Here is a 14,923-nt window from a genome sequence, read left to right on the forward strand (position 1 = left end):
GACGGCCTCACTCCCCTTCCAGGACGGCGACCAGGTTCTGTTGCAGGCACGGGCCGGAGGTGGCGTGCGCGAGGGCGCGCCGGGACTCGCCGCGCTGGATGCGGGCCGCTGCCTCGCCGATCCGAATAAGGCCCGCGGCCATCATGGGGTTGGCGGCGAGCGCGCCGCCCGAGGGGTTGACCGTCACGTCGTCGCCGAGCCGCAGGGCGCGGCGGAGCACGATCTCCTGGGAGGTGAAGGGCGCGTGCAGTTCCGCGGTGTCCACGGGGCGTTCGAACGCCCCGGCGCGCTCGGCGGCGAGCCGGGTGGACGGGGAGTCGGTGAGGTCGCGGACGCCGAGGGCGTGCGCTTCGATGCGGTGGTCGATGCCGCGTATCCAGGCGGGCCGGTCGCACAGCCCTCGGGCGGTGTCCCCGGCGGCGAGGAGCACGGCGGCGGCGCCGTCCCCGATGGGTGGGCAGTCGCCGCGCCTCAGGGGCGCCACGACGTGCTCGCCCATGGGGTGCTCACCGCGCAGCTGGGCGTGGGGGTTGGCGGCGGCGTCGGTACGGCTGCGGGCCGCGACCCCTGCCAGTACGCGTTCGTCCGCAGCGCCCGCGTCGAACAGGGCCTGCGCCTGGAGCGCGGCGAGCGCCACTGAGTCGGGCCACAGCGGCGCCATGTAGTACGGGTCGAGCTGGCGGGTGAGGACCTCGCGGAGGTCGCCGGGCGAGGACTTGCCGTAGGAGTAGACGAGCGCGGTGTCGGCCTCCCCGGTGAGGAGCTTCACCCACGCCTCGTACAGCGCCCAGGCGCCGTCCATCTCCACGTGCGACTCGGCGACCGGCGGCCAGGCCCCCACGCCGTCCAGCGCCATCGTGAAGGAGAAGGCGCGCCCGGCGAGGTAGTCGCTGGAGCCGGAGCAGACGAAGTCGATCTCACCGGCCTTCAGGGCGGCCTGGCCGAGCACGTCGTTGAGCACCGGCATCAGCATCTCCACCTCGGAGACCTCGGCGCTGTCGGGCACGTGGTCGGACTGTCCGAAGGCGACGATCGCCACGTCCGGACGGGGATGCGCGTCGAGCTGTCGCATCAGACCAGCTCCTTGTACGTGTCGTAGTCGGCGTCCGGCTCTCCGGTGGGGCGGTAGTGGTCGGGCCAGCGCTGCCCTTCCTTCCACACCGGCTCGACCCGCATCCCCATCCGGACCCGGTCGTACGGGATGCCGGCGACGCGGCCGTGGAGGGCGAGCCCTGCGCCGTCCAGGGCGATGTGCGCGTAGACGTAGGGCACTTCGATATCGAGCCCCTTGGCCTTGATGTTGACGACGCAGTAGGTGGTGACGGTGCCCTTCGGGCCCACCTCGACGCGTTCGCCGGTGGGGACGCCGCACGTAGGGCAGGCGCCGCGCGGCGGCACGTACACCTTGCGGCACTCGGGGCAGCGCTCGCCCACGATGCGCCGCTCGGCGAGCGCCTGTAGGTGGGCGGTCTGGGCGCGGCCGGGGCTGTACGTGTAGTCGAGGCGGGCGGGGAGGGTGACGACGGAGACGGCGTCGGCGAAGTCGCCGCTGTGGTCCCGGGGCGCGTCCCCGGGGGCGCCGTCGTACGGCTCGAAGCAGGCGATGTCGGTGATGGCCCCGGTGCGTTCCGCCGCCCACCGGATGCGCACCCGCATCCCGGTGGCGACGGCCTCCGCCGAGGGCGCGTCCAGGACGTGCAGCAGGGAGCTGCCGGTGCCGTCCAGCCGGACGAGCACCCACGCGAAGGGCCGGTCGAGGGGGTGTTTGCCGGTGGAGTGCAGATTCCACGCCCAGGTGGTGACGGTGCCGGTCTGTGCCACCTGGACCAGCTCGCGCAGTTCTTCAGCGGTGGCCGGGTCGTACTCGACGGGCGGCACGAGCACCGTGCCGTCGGTGGCGCGCACCCCGAGGACGGTGCGTTCGCGCAGCCCGGTGAGGAAGGCGCTCTGCACGGGGCCGAGGGAGCGGGTGAAGGGGAATTCGACGACGAGCGGGGCGGAGAGGGTCTCGGTGGTCACGGGCTGCTCCTCAGGTGCGCCGGTGGACGATCAGGCGCGCCGGTAGACGGGCGGGCGCTTCTCGGCGAAGGCTTTCGCGCCTTCCTTGGCGTCGTCGGTGCCGAAGACGGGCCAGCCGTGGGCCAGTTCGTGTGCCAGCCCGTCGGTCTCGGTCAGCTCCGCGGTCTCGTACACCGATGCCTTGACCGCCTCGACGGCGAGCGGCCCGCAGGCGTTGATCTGCTCGGCGATCTCCAGGGCCTTGGCGCGGGCGTCACCGTCGGGCACGACGTGGCCGATCAGCCCGATGCACTCGGCTTCGTGCGCGCTGTACGGGCGTCCGGTCAGCAGCATCTCCAGGGCGTGGGTGCGCGGGATCTGGCGGTGCAGCCGTACGGTCGAGCCGCCCAGGGGGAAGAGTCCGCGCCGCACTTCGAAGAGGCCGAAGGTGGCGCTCTCGCCCGCGACCCGGATGTCGGTGCCCTGCAGGATCTCCGTGCCGCCCGCGACGCAGGGGCCTTCGACGGCGGCGATGACGGGTTTGCGCGGCCGGTGGTGCCGCAGCAGCGCCTTCCAGTGCAGGTCGGGGTCGGCTTTCATACGGGCGCGGTGCGCGTCGTCGGCCATGCCGTCGCCGGCCAGCGCCTTGAGGTCCATGCCGGCGCAGAAGACGCCGCCCGCGCCGGTGAGGACGACGGACCTGATGTCGTCGTCGGCGTCGGCGGCCAGCCAGCCGTCGTAGAGGCCCACGAGCATGGCGGGCGAGAACGCGTTCTTCGCCTCGGGCCGGTTGAGCGTGAGTACCAGCGATGCCCCTACGCGCTCGGTGAGCACGTGTTCGGTGTCGCCCATGGGCGTCCTCCCGTCTCCGGAACGAGAACAGGTTGCAGGAGCGGCACGGCGACTTCAAGGGTTTCCTGACACTCAGTCAGTTTTCTTGGCCGGGGCTCTTCCCCCTTCCGCCCCCGGACGCTCTAATGAGCGCCGGACCAGCGGCCGCGCGATCAGGAGGAGACGTGGAGTACAACCTTGCCGACCTCTTCGAGTCGATCGTCGACGCGGTACCGGACCGCGAGGCGCTGGTGTACGCGGAGCACCCGGGCAGCGGCGCCGAACGCCGCCTGACCTACGCCGAGCTGGACGGGGCGGCCAACCGCCTCGCCCACCACCTCGCGGACTCCGGCGTACGCCCCGGCGACCACGTCGGCCTGCACCTCTACAACGGCGTCGAGTACCTCCAGACCCTCTACGCCTGCCTGAAGATCCGCGCCGTGCCCGTCAACGTCAACTACCGCTACGTCGAGGACGAGCTGGTCTACCTCTACCGCGACGCGGACCTGGTGGCGCTGGTCTTCGACGCGGAGTTCACCGGGCGGGTGGCGGCCGCCGCGCCCCGCGCGCCGGGCCTGCGCCACCTCGTACGGGTCGGCGCCCCGCCGCCCGGCGCCCCCGAACCGGCGCCCCGCCCGGTGTCCTTCACGGACGCGGAGGCGGCCGGTTCCCCCGGCCGCGGCTTCGGCCCGCGCAGCGCCGACGACCGCGTCATCATCTACACCGGCGGCACCACCGGCATGCCCAAGGGCGTGGTCTGGCGCCACGAGGACCTGTTCTTCTCCGGGACGGGCGGCGGCGCCCCCACCGGCGAACCGGTCTCCCGCCCCGAGGAGCTGGCCGAACGGGCCGCCGCGAGCGGCGAGGGCCTGGTCTTCTTCCCCGCTCCCCCGCTCATGCACGGCACCTCCACCCTCACCGCATTCATCGGCTTCCACTTCGGCCAGAAAGTGGTCGTTCACCGCAAGTACGTGCCCGAAGAGGTACTGCGGACGATCGAACGCGAGCGGGTCACCAGCGTCTCGGTCGTCGGCGACGCGATGCTGCGCCCGCTGACGGACGCCCTCGCCGGCCCCCTCAAGGGCACCGACTGTTCGTCCCTGTTCGCCGTCTCCAGCTCCGGCGCGATCCTCTCCGAGACCGTACGTACCCAGTTCAGCGCGCTCGTCCCGCACGCGATGCTGCTGAACAACTTCGGCTCCTCGGAGTCCGGCTTCAACGGCACCGCGACCGAGGACGCGGGCGCCGACGCCGGCTTCCGGCTCCGGGTCAACGGCCGTACGGCGGTGGTCGACCCGGTGACGCACGCTCCGGTGGTACCCGGTGAGCCCGGCCGCTTGGCGCAGCGCGGCCACGTGCCGCTGGGCTACTACAACGACCCGGCGAAGACCGCCGAGACGTTCTTCGAGGCGGACGGCGAGCGGTGGGTGCTGCTGGGCGACATGGCGACGGTCGACGCGGACGGCGTGGTCACCGTCCTCGGACGCGGTTCGCAGTGCATCAACTCCGGCGGCGAGAAGGTGTACCCGGAGGAGGTCGAGCAGGCGCTCAAGGCCCACCCGGACGTGTACGACGCGCTGGTCGCGGGCGTGCCGGACGACCGCTGGGGCAGCCGGGTGGCGGCCGTGGTGCAGCTGCGGCCGGGCGCCGGGCCGGTGGACCTGGCCGCCGTCCAGGCCCACTGCCGCACCCGGCTGGCCGGTTACAAGATCCCCCGCACGGTCGTGGTCACCGACCGCATCCAGCGCTCCCCCAGCGGCAAGGCGGACTACCGCTGGGCGAAGCGGGTGGCGGCCGAGGGCTGAGTCCCTCTCTCCGAAAGCACCGCTGCCGTCGGGCGCAGCCCGAATGCCACCAGCCCGGCGGCCACCACCAGGAAGCCCGCGAGCACCACGAACCCGGTGAGCCGCGTGCCCGTCACATCGGTCAGCCAGCCGACCAGGTACGGCCCGGCGAAGCCGCCCAGATCACCGAGCGCGTTGACCAGCCCCATGGCCACCGCGACCACCTCGAACCGCAGCAGCTCACCGGGAACCGCCCAGAACAGCCCGTACGGCGCGTACACCGCCGCGGCCGTCACACACAGCAGCACCATCCGCAGGAAGCCGCCGTCCACCACCTGGCCGAGCAGCAGCGCGACGACGCCGACCACGAGGGACCCGGCGACCGCGGCACGCCACCGCCGAGTACGGTCCGACCAGGCGGCATTGCCGACCATGACGACGAGCGCGAGCGCGAACGGAATCGCCGTGAGCAGCCCCACCTCCGTCGACGAGCCGCCGTGCGTCAGCTCCGGCCTCGGGGAACATCGGTACAGCCGTTGACGCTGAGAACGATCATGGTCAGCCAGCACACCGGTTGAGGGCCCGCCGGGGTTCGCGGAAAGATCGCCGGGCGGGTAGCGGCGCTGGCTACGGTCCCCTCGTGCCGGTGGAGTTTCTGACTGATGAGCAGGCCGAGGCGTACGGGAAGTTCGCCGAGGAGCCGACCCGCCCCGGCTGGAGCGATTCTTCTTCCTGGACGATGTGGACCGGGATCTGATCTCGCTACGGCGCTCAAAGCATCACCAGCTCGGCTTCGCCCTACAGATGTGCACCGTGCGCTACATCGGTCGGTTCCTCCCCAACGATCCGCTCGATCCGCTCGATGCGCCGTGGCCGGTGGTCGAGCATCTGGCCGCGCAGCTCGGCATCGAGGACGCGTCGGTGGTGAAGCGGTACACCGAGCGGCCCAAGACGGCCTACGAGCACGCGTGGGAGATCCGGGACGCCTAGGAGTACCGCGAGTACGAGGACGCGGAGTGGTTCCGGCGGTTTCGCGCGTTCGTGCACGGGCGGGCGTGGACGCACGCCGAGGGGCCGGTGGCGCTGTTCAACCAGGCAGTGGGCTGGCTGCGCCGTCACCGGGTGCTGCTGCCGGGGGTGAGCGTGCTGGCCCGTCACCGGGTGCTGCTGCCGGGGGGGGGTGAGCGTGCCGGCCCGGCAGGTGTCGGAGGCCCGGAAGGTCGCGGAGGCCCGGAAGGTTGTGGAGGCCCGGAAGGTTGTGGAGAAGCGGCTGCACGCCACGGTCGCGGGTGCCGCCCGCCGCGCCGAACCGGCGTTGCCGGGTGAGTTGGTGGCGACGCTCAAGACGCCGGAGGGGTCGCGGTTCTCGGAGCTGGAGCGGCTGCACCGGCCGCCGACGCGGACGACCGGGACGGCGTTCGCGGAGTACGGGCGGATCGTGAAGACCGAGCACCTGCTGCGCGTGGTCGACCCGGTGGACGACACCTACCGCCGGCAGATGAAACCGCCAGCTCACCGTGCAGGAGTCCCGCCACAAGCTCGCCCGCGACGTGTGCCCCGGCAAGCGCGGCACCATCCACCAGGCGTACCGGGACGGGATGGAGGACCAGCTCGGCGCGCTCGGCCTGGTCCTCAACGCCATCGTGCAAGCACCGCAACCTGAACCTGCTCGGCCGCTACAGCTTCACGGCCTCGACCCCGGCCGTCGGCGCCCTGCGCCCGCTGCGCGACCCGGAGGCGTCGGAGCTGGACGAAGACGACGATGGGCAGGAGTGAGTATCAGGAGCCGATCGGATCAATCCGTGACGGGCAGGCACTCGGCGAGCAGAGCGACGACGTCACGCCAGGCTCGCTGTGCGTGCCGTGGGTGGTAGCCGACGCCGGGACGCACGGTGTGGTCGACCGGTGGATGGTGGAAGGCGTGAAGGGCTCCCCCGTAAACCACGAGGCGCCAGTCGACGCCCGCAGCCTCCATCTCTGCGGTGAACGCGTCCCGTTGGGCGGGCGGCATGATCGGGTCTTCCGACCCGACCCCGGCCCACACCGGGCAGCGAATGCGCGCCGCCTCGCCCGGTCGGCCCGTGGTGAGTGCGTTGACTGTCCCGATCGCGCGCAGGTTGACGCCGTCGCGCCCGAGTTCCAGCCCAATGGCGCCCCCGGTGCCGTAGCCGATGGCGGCGATCCGGTCGGGGTCGGTCCGCGGTTCGGTGCGCAACACGTCGAGCGCCGCGTGGCCGATGCCTCGCATCCGGTCGGGGTCGGCGAGCAGTGGCATGCAACGGGCCAGCATCTCCTCGGGGTCGCCCAAATAGCGCCCACCGTGAAGGTCGAAGGCCAGCGCTACATATCCCAGCTCGGCGAGAGCATCGGCCCTGCGGCGCTCGACGTCGCTGAGCCCCGTGCCCTCTGGTCCGAGCAGCACTGCGGGCCGGCGGTCGACACCGGCCGGGAGCGCGAGATGCCCGGTCATCGTCAAACCGTCGGCCGGATACTCGACCGTACGCGTCGTAATCGTTGTCATGCGACTGGACGGTAATGACCGTTGCGCCCGCTCGGGGTGGTGTTCACCGATGGCAGACAGCAGTCTGTCCCGACTACAACACCCGGACGCGTCGCCCTCCTGTCGGCAAACGATCGTTTAAAGACAGGGCGGCCGGACGTCCAATGAACCCGTGGATTTCCGGGATCGGTAGGGCCCGAATCCCATCAGATCCGATGGTGATTGCTGACAGGGTTTGACGACAAGCAAGGTCCAATCCTCCGCGTGAAAGGGCACTCCGGGTGGCGAACCTCGTCTACAAGCGGGGCTCGACCGACCAGCAGTCCACCGCCCGCCAGGACCTCGCCCTGGACGAGGCCGGGATCGAGGACACGGTCGTCTTCGAGGAAGACCCCGGCACCTCCAGCCGCCTCCATCCGCTCCAACGCCCGAAGTTCCGCGAACTGCTCACCTACGCGCGGCCCGGCGACACCGTGCACATCTCCGAGATGTTCCGCCTCGTACGCAGCAATCAGCACATCCTCGACGTGCTCGACGTCCTCCACCGCGACCGCCTGGCCCTGCGCATCCACGACGGAGCGTTCTCCGCGATGGACCTCACCGCCCGCCACCCGCGCACAGGCGAGTTGCTGTCCACCGTGAAGTTCGTGGTGCAGACCCTCGCGGCCGCCGGCGAACTCCAACGCGACCTCCAGCGCGAGCTGACCTACGACGGACTGCGCGCCGCCGAGGCCCAGGGCAGCAAGGGCGGCCGCCGCCCCGCCGTGGCGGCCGAAACAACCGGCGCCGTGCGCACCGCGTATCTGGAAGGCCGCTCCATCGCCGCCCTCGCCCGCGACCATGGCGCCATCCGCGGCGCCATCCGCACGGCTGTCGCCGACCTCCTGCCCGAGCACACGGCCGCCGACCCGGACGCCCCCGCCCCAGAACTACCGGTCACCCTCGACATGCCGGGCAAGGTCGCCGACTTCCTCCGTGCCGTCGACCTGGAGCCCGCAGAGCGGGCCGCGCTCGACCAAGGGACAACCGTTCGGCGCGGCCAGGGCTACACCCTGCGCCTCACCTCCGTCCCGGCCGTGCACCGTCACCTCCTCACCCGCTGCCAACCGAAGCCACCGGCCCGGCAAAGCCACGGATCACGCCTCGCGGTCAGGCTCGGTGGGCGTACGACGTGAGGCGGTCGGCGAGCGCGATGACGAGGGCGCGGAGTTCTTCGGGGCGCTCGATGACGAACGGCCGGTCGAGTGAGGCGAGTACTGGAGGCAACCAGTCGAGCCGCTCCGCCCGTAGCTCGACGCGCAGCCAGTGCTCAGCCGCCGGATCCTGGCCGGCCGCGGGCTCGTGCTCCTCCAGGTTCGCGACGCTGGCGGGGAGGCGGGCGCGGATCTGCTCGACTGTCCCGTGGATCCGCAACGTGACCTGATGCCGGTACTCGGCAGTGGCGAACCCTGACAACACGCGCTGTGCCGGACCGGGACCCACGGGCGCTTCGAATGAGCCGGGCAGGGCCCTCGCGGCTGCGATGCGATCGAGCCGGAAGGTTCGGTCCTCGCCGACCTGGGCGTCCTTGCCCGTCACGTACCACCGGCCCGCATGGGCGACGATCCCGTACGCGTGCAGTGTGCGTTCGCTGCGCCGTCCGCCGCGGTCGGTGTAGCGGATCGAGACCGGTCGGCGGTGGCGCACCGCATCGGCGATGGTGAGCAGGAGCCCGGCGTCCGGGTGGTCCAACTCGCCGGGCTGATCCGTGAAGGCGAGAGCTTCCAGGAGTGCGTCGAGCCGGCGGGCGATGTGCTTGGGCAGCACCCGCCGGATCTTCGCTGATGCCGTCTCGTTCGCCGTGCGCTCCGTCATCGTCAGCTCTGCCCGGCGACCGGCGACCAGGCCGAGCAGCACGGCCAGCGCCTCGTCGTCGCTGAGCATGAGCGGAGGCAAGCGGTACCCGGGAGCCAGCCGGTACCCGCCGTAGCGGCCGCGCACCGACTCCACGGGTACGTCCAGCTCGATCAGCTGGTCCACATACCGCCGCACAGTGCGCCCTTCGACGCCGAGACGGTCGGCGAGCTCGGCCACAGTCCGGGTGCCGCCCGACTGCAGCAGCTCCAGGAGTGTCAGCACGCGGCCGGTGGGTCGTGGCATGTTCGCAGCCTAACGCGAATACAGGACCGATTCTGTCCACTATTTCTCCTAGCCTGCGACTGCACGCCTCCAGCACAGCCAAGGAGATTCCCATGGACTTCGTCTCGATCCGCATCATCACCAGCGACGTCGCACGCCTCGTCGAGTTCTACGAGCGAGCTACGGGGATGCAGGCGATACGGGCCACCGAGGACTTCGCCGAGCTCAAGACCGCGGGCGCAACCCTCGCGATCGCCAGCACCCGCACGGTCCCCCTGTTCGCCCCGGGCTCTGCGCGCCCGGCGGACAACCACAGCGTGATCACCGAGTTCCTCGTCGACGACGTGGACCGCGTTCACCAGAACCTGACCGGCTTCGTCACCGACTTCGTCAACGAGCCCACCACGATGCCCTGGGGCAACCGGTCGCTGCTCTTCCGCGACCCCGACGGCAACCTCGTCAACTTCTTCACCCCCGTCACCCCGGAGGCCATCGAAAAGTTCGCACGCTGACGCCACGCACAGCCGCTCACGCGGGAGCCCCGAGACCCCAGGGCTCCCCGTGAACGCGGCCGCCGAATCCAGGAGCGCCACCAGCAGAGGACATCCGAAGGCACCGCTGACGAGACCAGGTCGTGTGCGGGGCTGCTCGCCCTGCGGCGAATACTGCAACTCTCGAATACCGACACTCCACCAGTGCCACCGCCGGCTCGCGTGGTCGAGCATCAGGCCGGACAGCGGCGCCATGATGATCGAGGACAGCGGCGGGCAGGCCATCCACAGCGCGTTGGCGCGGGCCCGCTCGCGCAGCGGGAACCAGGAGGCGAGCAGGATCAGTACGGCGGGCCACACGCCGCGCTCGAAGAAGCCGAGCGCGAAGCGCGCCACGTAGAACTGCTGGGCCAGCATGTACATGAGCGCGGCGACGGGGATCACGTACACCCAGCGCTTGGCCGGTGCCTGAGCCGGGATGGGTGCCGGGCCTGTCATGGGCGGGCCCCCGTGCCGTATGCGGCGCGGATGCGGTCGGTGAAGCGGCTGAAGTCCGCGGCGGCGCGGAAGGCGGCGGCCATGGTGCCGGGCGACGCCTTGCCGGTACCGGCGATGTCGAAGGCTGTGCCGTGATCGACGGAGGTACGCAGGATCGGCAGCCCGACCGTCACCGACACCGTGCCGTCGAAGTCGACGGTCTTGGCGGGGATGTGCCCCTGGTCATGGAAGTGCGACAGCACGCCGTCGTACCGCCCTTCCAGCCCCTGGTGGAAGACCGAGTCGGCGGGGATCGGCCCGTACACGCCGTGTCCCTCGGCGGCGGCCTTCTCGACGGCGGGCCGCAGCGCGGTGATCTCCTCGTCGCCGAAGTGGCCGCCTTCGCCGCCGTGCGGGTTGATCGCGGCGACGGCGAGCCGGGGCTCGTCGTGGCCGAAGACGCGCAGCGCGGTGACGGCGTGCCGGATGCTGTCCGCGACCCGTTCCTCGGTGATCTGGTCCAGGGCCTTGCGCAGCGCGACGTGCCGGGTGGTGAAGAAGATCTTCAGCCCGCGCACCACGAACATGGTGTCGAAGTGTGCCGCGCCGGTCAGCTCGCCGAGCATCTCGGTGTGCCCCAGGTGCTGCGAACCCGCCGCCCAGATGGCCTCTTTGTTGATCGGCGCGGTGACGATCCCGTCGACCTCGCCGTCGAGCGCGACGCGGGTCGCCGTCTCGATCGCCGCGACGGCCGACCGCCCGGCCTCGGCGCTGACCTTGCCCCACTCCAGGTCCCCGGTGACGATCCCGAGGTCGAGCACGTCGATGCTCCCCGGCTCGAAGCGGGCCTCGCCGGGCGCGCCGATCGCGTTGACCCGCACGCCGTCCAGCCCGCAGACGGCGACAGCACGCCGCAGCACGGCGGCGTCCCCGACGGCGATCCCGCGCCCGACGGCCGCGGTGCCCGGATCGGCGAGCGTACGGGCAACGATCTCGGGCCCGATACCGGCGGGATCGCCGAGGGTGACGGCGAGTACGGGAAGCGGGGAGGTAGCGGCAGAAGCGCTCATGAAGGTGACCTCACAGCTGGGTACGGGTGACTACGAGCGACCAACAAGCGCGTGTCCGAGCACGGAAAGTTACTGCGCCGCGACTTCCGGGTAAGTCCGGGATGGGGACCTGCCACCGCGCGCATTCGGGCGCAGCGCTCCGTTCGATTCCCTCCCCCGCCCCACCCCCCGCTCCCACCCCCGCAGCGCATCGCGCGTACAGGCCACGCGGAGGTGGTCGAGGCAGTCGCGGGCCGCGTCCGGGCCGCCGATGAGGCCACCCTTCGTGGCGAAGTGCAGGCCGTCGTGCGGCCCGCCGACGAGGTGCCCCGCGACGGCGAGCGGCAGCACCTCGGCCTCGATGGCGAACCCCTCCGCACCCAGTGCGGCGGTCACGGACGCCGCGACGTCGCCGCCCGACGCGTACAGCCCGCCCGGCCGCAGTTCGGTGACCGCGTGCCGGGCGATCTCGGACAGGGCGTGGAGGATGCGTTCGGCGGCGCGTGCGTGCGGCACAGGGCGCGTGGAGCCGGTCGCGACCCGTACTCCGAGTACGGTCGCCCCCTCGTCGGCCGCGGCCCGCAACGCGCGCAGCACCGCTGCGGGTTCGGGATGCTCGGGGTCGAGCTCTACCCAGACGGCTCCCAGTTCCGAGGCGGCGCGGTCGAGCTGTTCGCCGGTGCGCTCGGTGATGCTGCCGACCACGGCGAGGACGCGCGGCGACTCGGCGCCCTGCGGCCGGATGCCGAGCGCGGTGCTGTACGCGGCGCCGAACGGACCCGAGTCCAGTACCGCCCACCGCACTCCGTCCTCGGCGGCGACCCTGGCCGCGGCCGCGGCGATCGTCTGCAGATGGGCGTTCTCCGTGGCGTCGCCGATCACGATGTCGGCGGTGGCCGTGCGCAGCGCCGCGACGACCCGTTCGATGCCCGCCTCGACGACGTCCAGCGGGAGCTCGGCCGTGGTCCGCGCGGTCTGCTCGCCGAGCAGCGCGGCCACGCGGGAGTGCCGTACGGGGTCGAAGGGGTCGCGGGCCACGGCGGTACGGGTGAGCGGCACGCCGTCGACGAGGTGCAGTCCGCCGACGGTGGTCCGGCCGGCGTCGGGGAAGGCGGGGACGGCGAGGACGCGGGTGGGAGCAGTGCGGGTCGGTTCCGGCTGCTCGCCGGCCGCGGCCGCCAGGGCATCGAGTACCGCGTCCAGCTCCCGGCCCGGATTGCCGCGCAGCGTGGTGTCCACCCGCTTGACGACGAGCGGGACCGGCCCGGCAGCCGCGACCACCGCCCGTACCGCGTCGTACGCGCGTCCCGCCGGCCAGTGCCGTGAACCGGTGTTGACGACGAGGACGTCGGCGCGGCCGGCGAAGCGGCGTACCTGGTCCGGTGTGCTGACGGTGACCGCGCGCAGCCCCAGCCTGGCGTACAGCGCGCCGGTGGCGTTGCTCCCGGTGAGATCGTCTCCGACGACGAGGACCTGCGGCACGGCACCTCCCGAAGCGAGCGAACCGCGCATCCCGAGATGCGCGTTTGCGTCACTTCAGCCTTGGCCATCGGATGCGGGCGCGTCAATACGCGTGCACCGCCGAGACGTTCCAGCGCTCCTCTTCGTATGCCGCGAGCGCCGCGTCGTCGGCCGTGGTCATCAGTCCGGTACCGGGAGGCATCGCCGCCCAGTAGGGGAAGGCGGGCACGGCGGTACGGGATCCCGCTCTCTCGCCCCCCGAAGGCGCGCTGCCGAGCTTGGAGTGATCGGCGAGGACCCACGCGGCCCGCGCGCACTCGGCCATCGCCTCCTTCAGCGCGGCCTGTTCGTGGTCGGGGCAGTTGACGCCGCGCCGCGCGTCCAGCCCGTCGACGCCGAGGAAGACCAGGTCCGGCGTGATACCGCGCAGTTCGCGCAGCGTACGGGCGCCCAGCAGCGCCTCGTTGGGCCGGCGCAGCCGCCCGCCCAGGACGACCAGCTCCACGTCCGCGTCGGCCAGTTCGAGCAGCGTGGAGAGCCCGTTCGTGACCAGCGTGACGTCGGTGCGGTCGCGCAGCTCGTGCGCGACCCCCGCGACGGTCGTCCCCGCGTCCAGCAGCACGACGTCGCCCGGCCGCACCAGCTCAGCCGCCGCCCGCGCGATCGCGGCCTTCTCGGCGCGCTGCCCGCCTTCCTTGTCGCGCCAGGACCGCTCCGGGAGGTGGTGGTCGACTGCCCCGCCGTACGTACGCGTGATGCGCCCCCGGTCCGCGAGACTGGCCAGGTCCCTCCGTACGGTCGACAGCGAAACGCCGAACTCGGCCGCCAGCCGGTGCACGCTCACGTCCCCGGCCCCCAGCAGCTCCACCATCCGCCGCCGTCGCTCCCGCGTCCCCGCCCGCTCCCCGTTCGTCAACTGCCCCTCCAGTACGGTCGCCCTGACCCGAAGTTGCGCACATCGCGCAAGTCGAGCCTAGCAACACGGAGAGCGCCTCTCCCCGGGCGAGGAGGCAAGGAGCTGCGCCGGAATGGCGGCTCGGTTACGTCAGCGGCACAACTCGTCGAGGTCGTCGGCGAAGCCCGGGAACTCGGCCCGGGCTTCGGCGATGATTTCCCGGGCGGACCGGCGCGGGGTGGTGGCGTGCCGGCCGGCGAGTTCGGTCAGGGACACGTCCGGGCGCGCCTCGCGCTCGTCGTACACCGCGGCCTCCATCGGTCCGAAGCCGTCGGCAAGCACCCACAGAAAGTCGGACAGGCACCCGGCCACCACGCCGCACTCGCCCTCCGAGCCCATGAACACCACCGGCTGTTCGTCGAGCGACCGCCCCGGCCGTGCGTACCAGATCGCGGCGAGACCGCCGGTGCCGTCCTGCCCGAAGATCCGGTAGGCGCCGCCGTCGAGCTCATGGTTGCCGGTCCAGTGCCGGAGCCAGTCGGTGGTCTCCTCGGCGGAGTCGAAGGCGTCGTACGGCTCGAAGTCGACGCCCTCGTCGTCGTTGTCGCCGAACTCGAACTCCACTCGCGCCACCTCGGCCAGGGCGGGCGGCAAGCGGCGGTCGTCGTCGGGCGTCGTCCCGATCGGCGCGTTCAACTCGTTCAACTCGTTCAATTCGTTCAACTCGCGCAACTCATCAACTCGTGCAACTCGCGCAATTCATTCGGCTCATTCGGCACGTTCGGCTCGTTCGGCTCGTTCACTTGGAGAAAGGGGCAGGGGGCCTATCCGCAGACGGAGCGCACGGCGCGTGCCAGTGCTGTCGTGTGGAGCAGGTCCAGGTGTTCGTCCCGTACGACATGTGCCGAGGCGACTGTCAGGACGGGGGTGCAGGACGGGGACGTGCGCGCGGCCGGGGAGTCGGCGATGGCGCGTACGAGGCCCTCGTTGATGCGGTTGATCTCCTTGCGGACCTCGTTGAGGTCGGGGCGGGTGGTGGGGGCCTGGGTGGGGTCGGCGGTCCAGCGGCGGTGCAGAGCGCGCTGCACGATCTTGTTCGCCTCGATCTGGTCGCGGAAGACGGCCACCGTGCGGTCGGGGTCGGCACCCAGTTCGCGCGCCCGCTGGGCCACCGCGTCGAGCACCTGTTGCTCTCGCGCCGGGTCGTCGATGGGGCTGCCGGTGCCCCACTTCGCGGCCGCGACGAGGTCCGCGGTGGCCAGCCGCTCGGCGGACAGCGCGGCGATCGGGCGCAGCGCGGCGTACGGGCCCGGGTGCGC

At 71.8% G+C, this 14,923-nt stretch carries 14 protein-coding genes and 2 pseudogenes; 4 read left to right on the forward strand and 12 right to left on the reverse strand.

Going from position 1 to position 14,923, the window contains the following annotated elements; all coding sequences use genetic code 11:
- Positions 1-7 precede the first annotated feature (7 nt).
- From ABT381_RS23215 to ABT381_RS23225, 3 genes are read right to left on the reverse strand one after another with little or no spacing between them, the layout of a single operon-like run.
- On the reverse strand, positions 8-1,072 hold the full coding sequence (locus ABT381_RS23215) for a thiolase family protein (protein WP_351597541.1): 1,065 nt from the start codon (positions 1,070-1,072) through the stop codon (positions 8-10).
- The gene (locus ABT381_RS23220) at positions 1,072-2,019 is read right to left on the reverse strand and encodes a Zn-ribbon domain-containing OB-fold protein (RefSeq protein WP_351597543.1); all 948 of its coding nucleotides are present in this window, start codon (positions 2,017-2,019) and stop codon (positions 1,072-1,074) included. The genes ABT381_RS23215 and ABT381_RS23220 overlap by 1 nt, the downstream gene beginning before the upstream one ends.
- A 30-nt stretch (positions 2,020-2,049) precedes the next feature.
- On the reverse strand, positions 2,050-2,850 hold the full coding sequence (locus tag ABT381_RS23225) for a crotonase/enoyl-CoA hydratase family protein (RefSeq protein WP_351597546.1): 801 nt from the start codon (positions 2,848-2,850) through the stop codon (positions 2,050-2,052).
- 164 nt (positions 2,851-3,014) lie between these two features.
- On the opposite strand from ABT381_RS23225, the gene ABT381_RS23230 reads away from it, so the two are divergent.
- Positions 3,015-4,634 (forward strand): acyl-CoA synthetase, encoded by a 1,620-nt coding sequence (locus ABT381_RS23230; RefSeq protein WP_351597549.1) that lies wholly within the window; start codon positions 3,015-3,017, stop codon positions 4,632-4,634.
- Here the strand turns inward: ABT381_RS23230 and ABT381_RS23235 are convergent.
- On the reverse strand, positions 4,598-5,092 hold the full coding sequence (locus ABT381_RS23235; protein ID WP_467754685.1) for an MFS transporter: 495 nt from the start codon (positions 5,090-5,092) through the stop codon (positions 4,598-4,600). The two genes, ABT381_RS23230 and ABT381_RS23235, sit on opposite strands and share 37 nt — an antisense overlap.
- A gap of 161 nt (positions 5,093-5,253) precedes the next feature.
- Between ABT381_RS23235 and ABT381_RS23240 the strand changes: the two are divergent.
- Positions 5,254-6,389: pseudogene (locus ABT381_RS23240) on the forward strand (DUF4158 domain-containing protein).
- A 19-nt stretch (positions 6,390-6,408) separates the two neighbouring features.
- Here the strand turns inward: ABT381_RS23240 and ABT381_RS23245 are convergent.
- A complete protein-coding gene (locus ABT381_RS23245) occupies positions 6,409-7,134 on the reverse strand; it encodes a dienelactone hydrolase family protein (RefSeq protein WP_351597555.1) in 726 nt (241 codons plus the stop codon).
- Between the two features lie 260 nt (positions 7,135-7,394).
- Here ABT381_RS23245 and ABT381_RS23250 point away from each other — a divergent pair, with 260 nt between their 5' ends.
- Complete coding sequence (locus ABT381_RS23250; RefSeq protein WP_351597558.1) at positions 7,395-8,288, forward strand: recombinase family protein; 894 nt, start codon at positions 7,395-7,397, stop codon at positions 8,286-8,288.
- Here ABT381_RS23250 and ABT381_RS23255 read toward each other — a convergent pair.
- On the reverse strand, positions 8,263-9,252 hold the full coding sequence (locus ABT381_RS23255) for a helix-turn-helix transcriptional regulator (protein WP_351597560.1): 990 nt from the start codon (positions 9,250-9,252) through the stop codon (positions 8,263-8,265). The two genes, ABT381_RS23250 and ABT381_RS23255, sit on opposite strands and share 26 nt — an antisense overlap.
- Before the next feature lie 92 nt (positions 9,253-9,344).
- Here ABT381_RS23255 and ABT381_RS23260 point away from each other — a divergent pair, with 92 nt between their 5' ends.
- Entirely contained in the window at positions 9,345-9,743 is a 399-nt protein-coding gene (locus ABT381_RS23260) for a VOC family protein (RefSeq protein WP_116158284.1), read from the forward strand.
- 228 nt (positions 9,744-9,971) lie between these two features.
- Here ABT381_RS23260 and ABT381_RS23265 read toward each other — a convergent pair.
- The 6 genes and pseudogenes from ABT381_RS23265 to ABT381_RS23290 form a co-directional block, all read right to left on the reverse strand.
- Positions 9,972-10,220: pseudogene (locus tag ABT381_RS23265) on the reverse strand (MFS transporter); the annotation flags it as partial.
- Positions 10,217-11,269, reverse strand: a complete 1,053-nt coding sequence (gene pdxA, locus ABT381_RS23270) for a 4-hydroxythreonine-4-phosphate dehydrogenase PdxA (protein ID WP_351597564.1) — start codon at positions 11,267-11,269, stop codon at positions 10,217-10,219. The pseudogene ABT381_RS23265 and the gene pdxA, both read right to left, overlap by 4 nt.
- Positions 11,270-11,338: 69 nt before the next feature.
- A complete protein-coding gene (locus ABT381_RS23275; protein WP_351597567.1) occupies positions 11,339-12,730 on the reverse strand; it encodes a four-carbon acid sugar kinase family protein in 1,392 nt (463 codons plus the stop codon).
- An 82-nt stretch (positions 12,731-12,812) separates the two neighbouring features.
- Positions 12,813-13,625 (reverse strand): DeoR/GlpR family DNA-binding transcription regulator, encoded by an 813-nt coding sequence (locus ABT381_RS23280; RefSeq protein WP_351597570.1) that lies wholly within the window; start codon positions 13,623-13,625, stop codon positions 12,813-12,815.
- A gap of 129 nt (positions 13,626-13,754) precedes the next feature.
- Complete coding sequence (locus ABT381_RS23285) at positions 13,755-14,288, reverse strand: SMI1/KNR4 family protein (RefSeq protein WP_351597579.1); 534 nt, start codon at positions 14,286-14,288, stop codon at positions 13,755-13,757.
- 140 nt (positions 14,289-14,428) lie between these two features.
- A partial coding sequence (locus ABT381_RS23290) for a chorismate mutase (RefSeq protein ID WP_351597573.1) occupies positions 14,429-14,923 on the reverse strand: 495 nt, incomplete at its 5' end.

The sequence above is a fragment of the Streptomyces sp. NPDC000151 genome, from assembly GCF_040301705.1.
GTDB lineage: Bacteria > Actinomycetota > Actinomycetes > Streptomycetales > Streptomycetaceae > Streptomyces.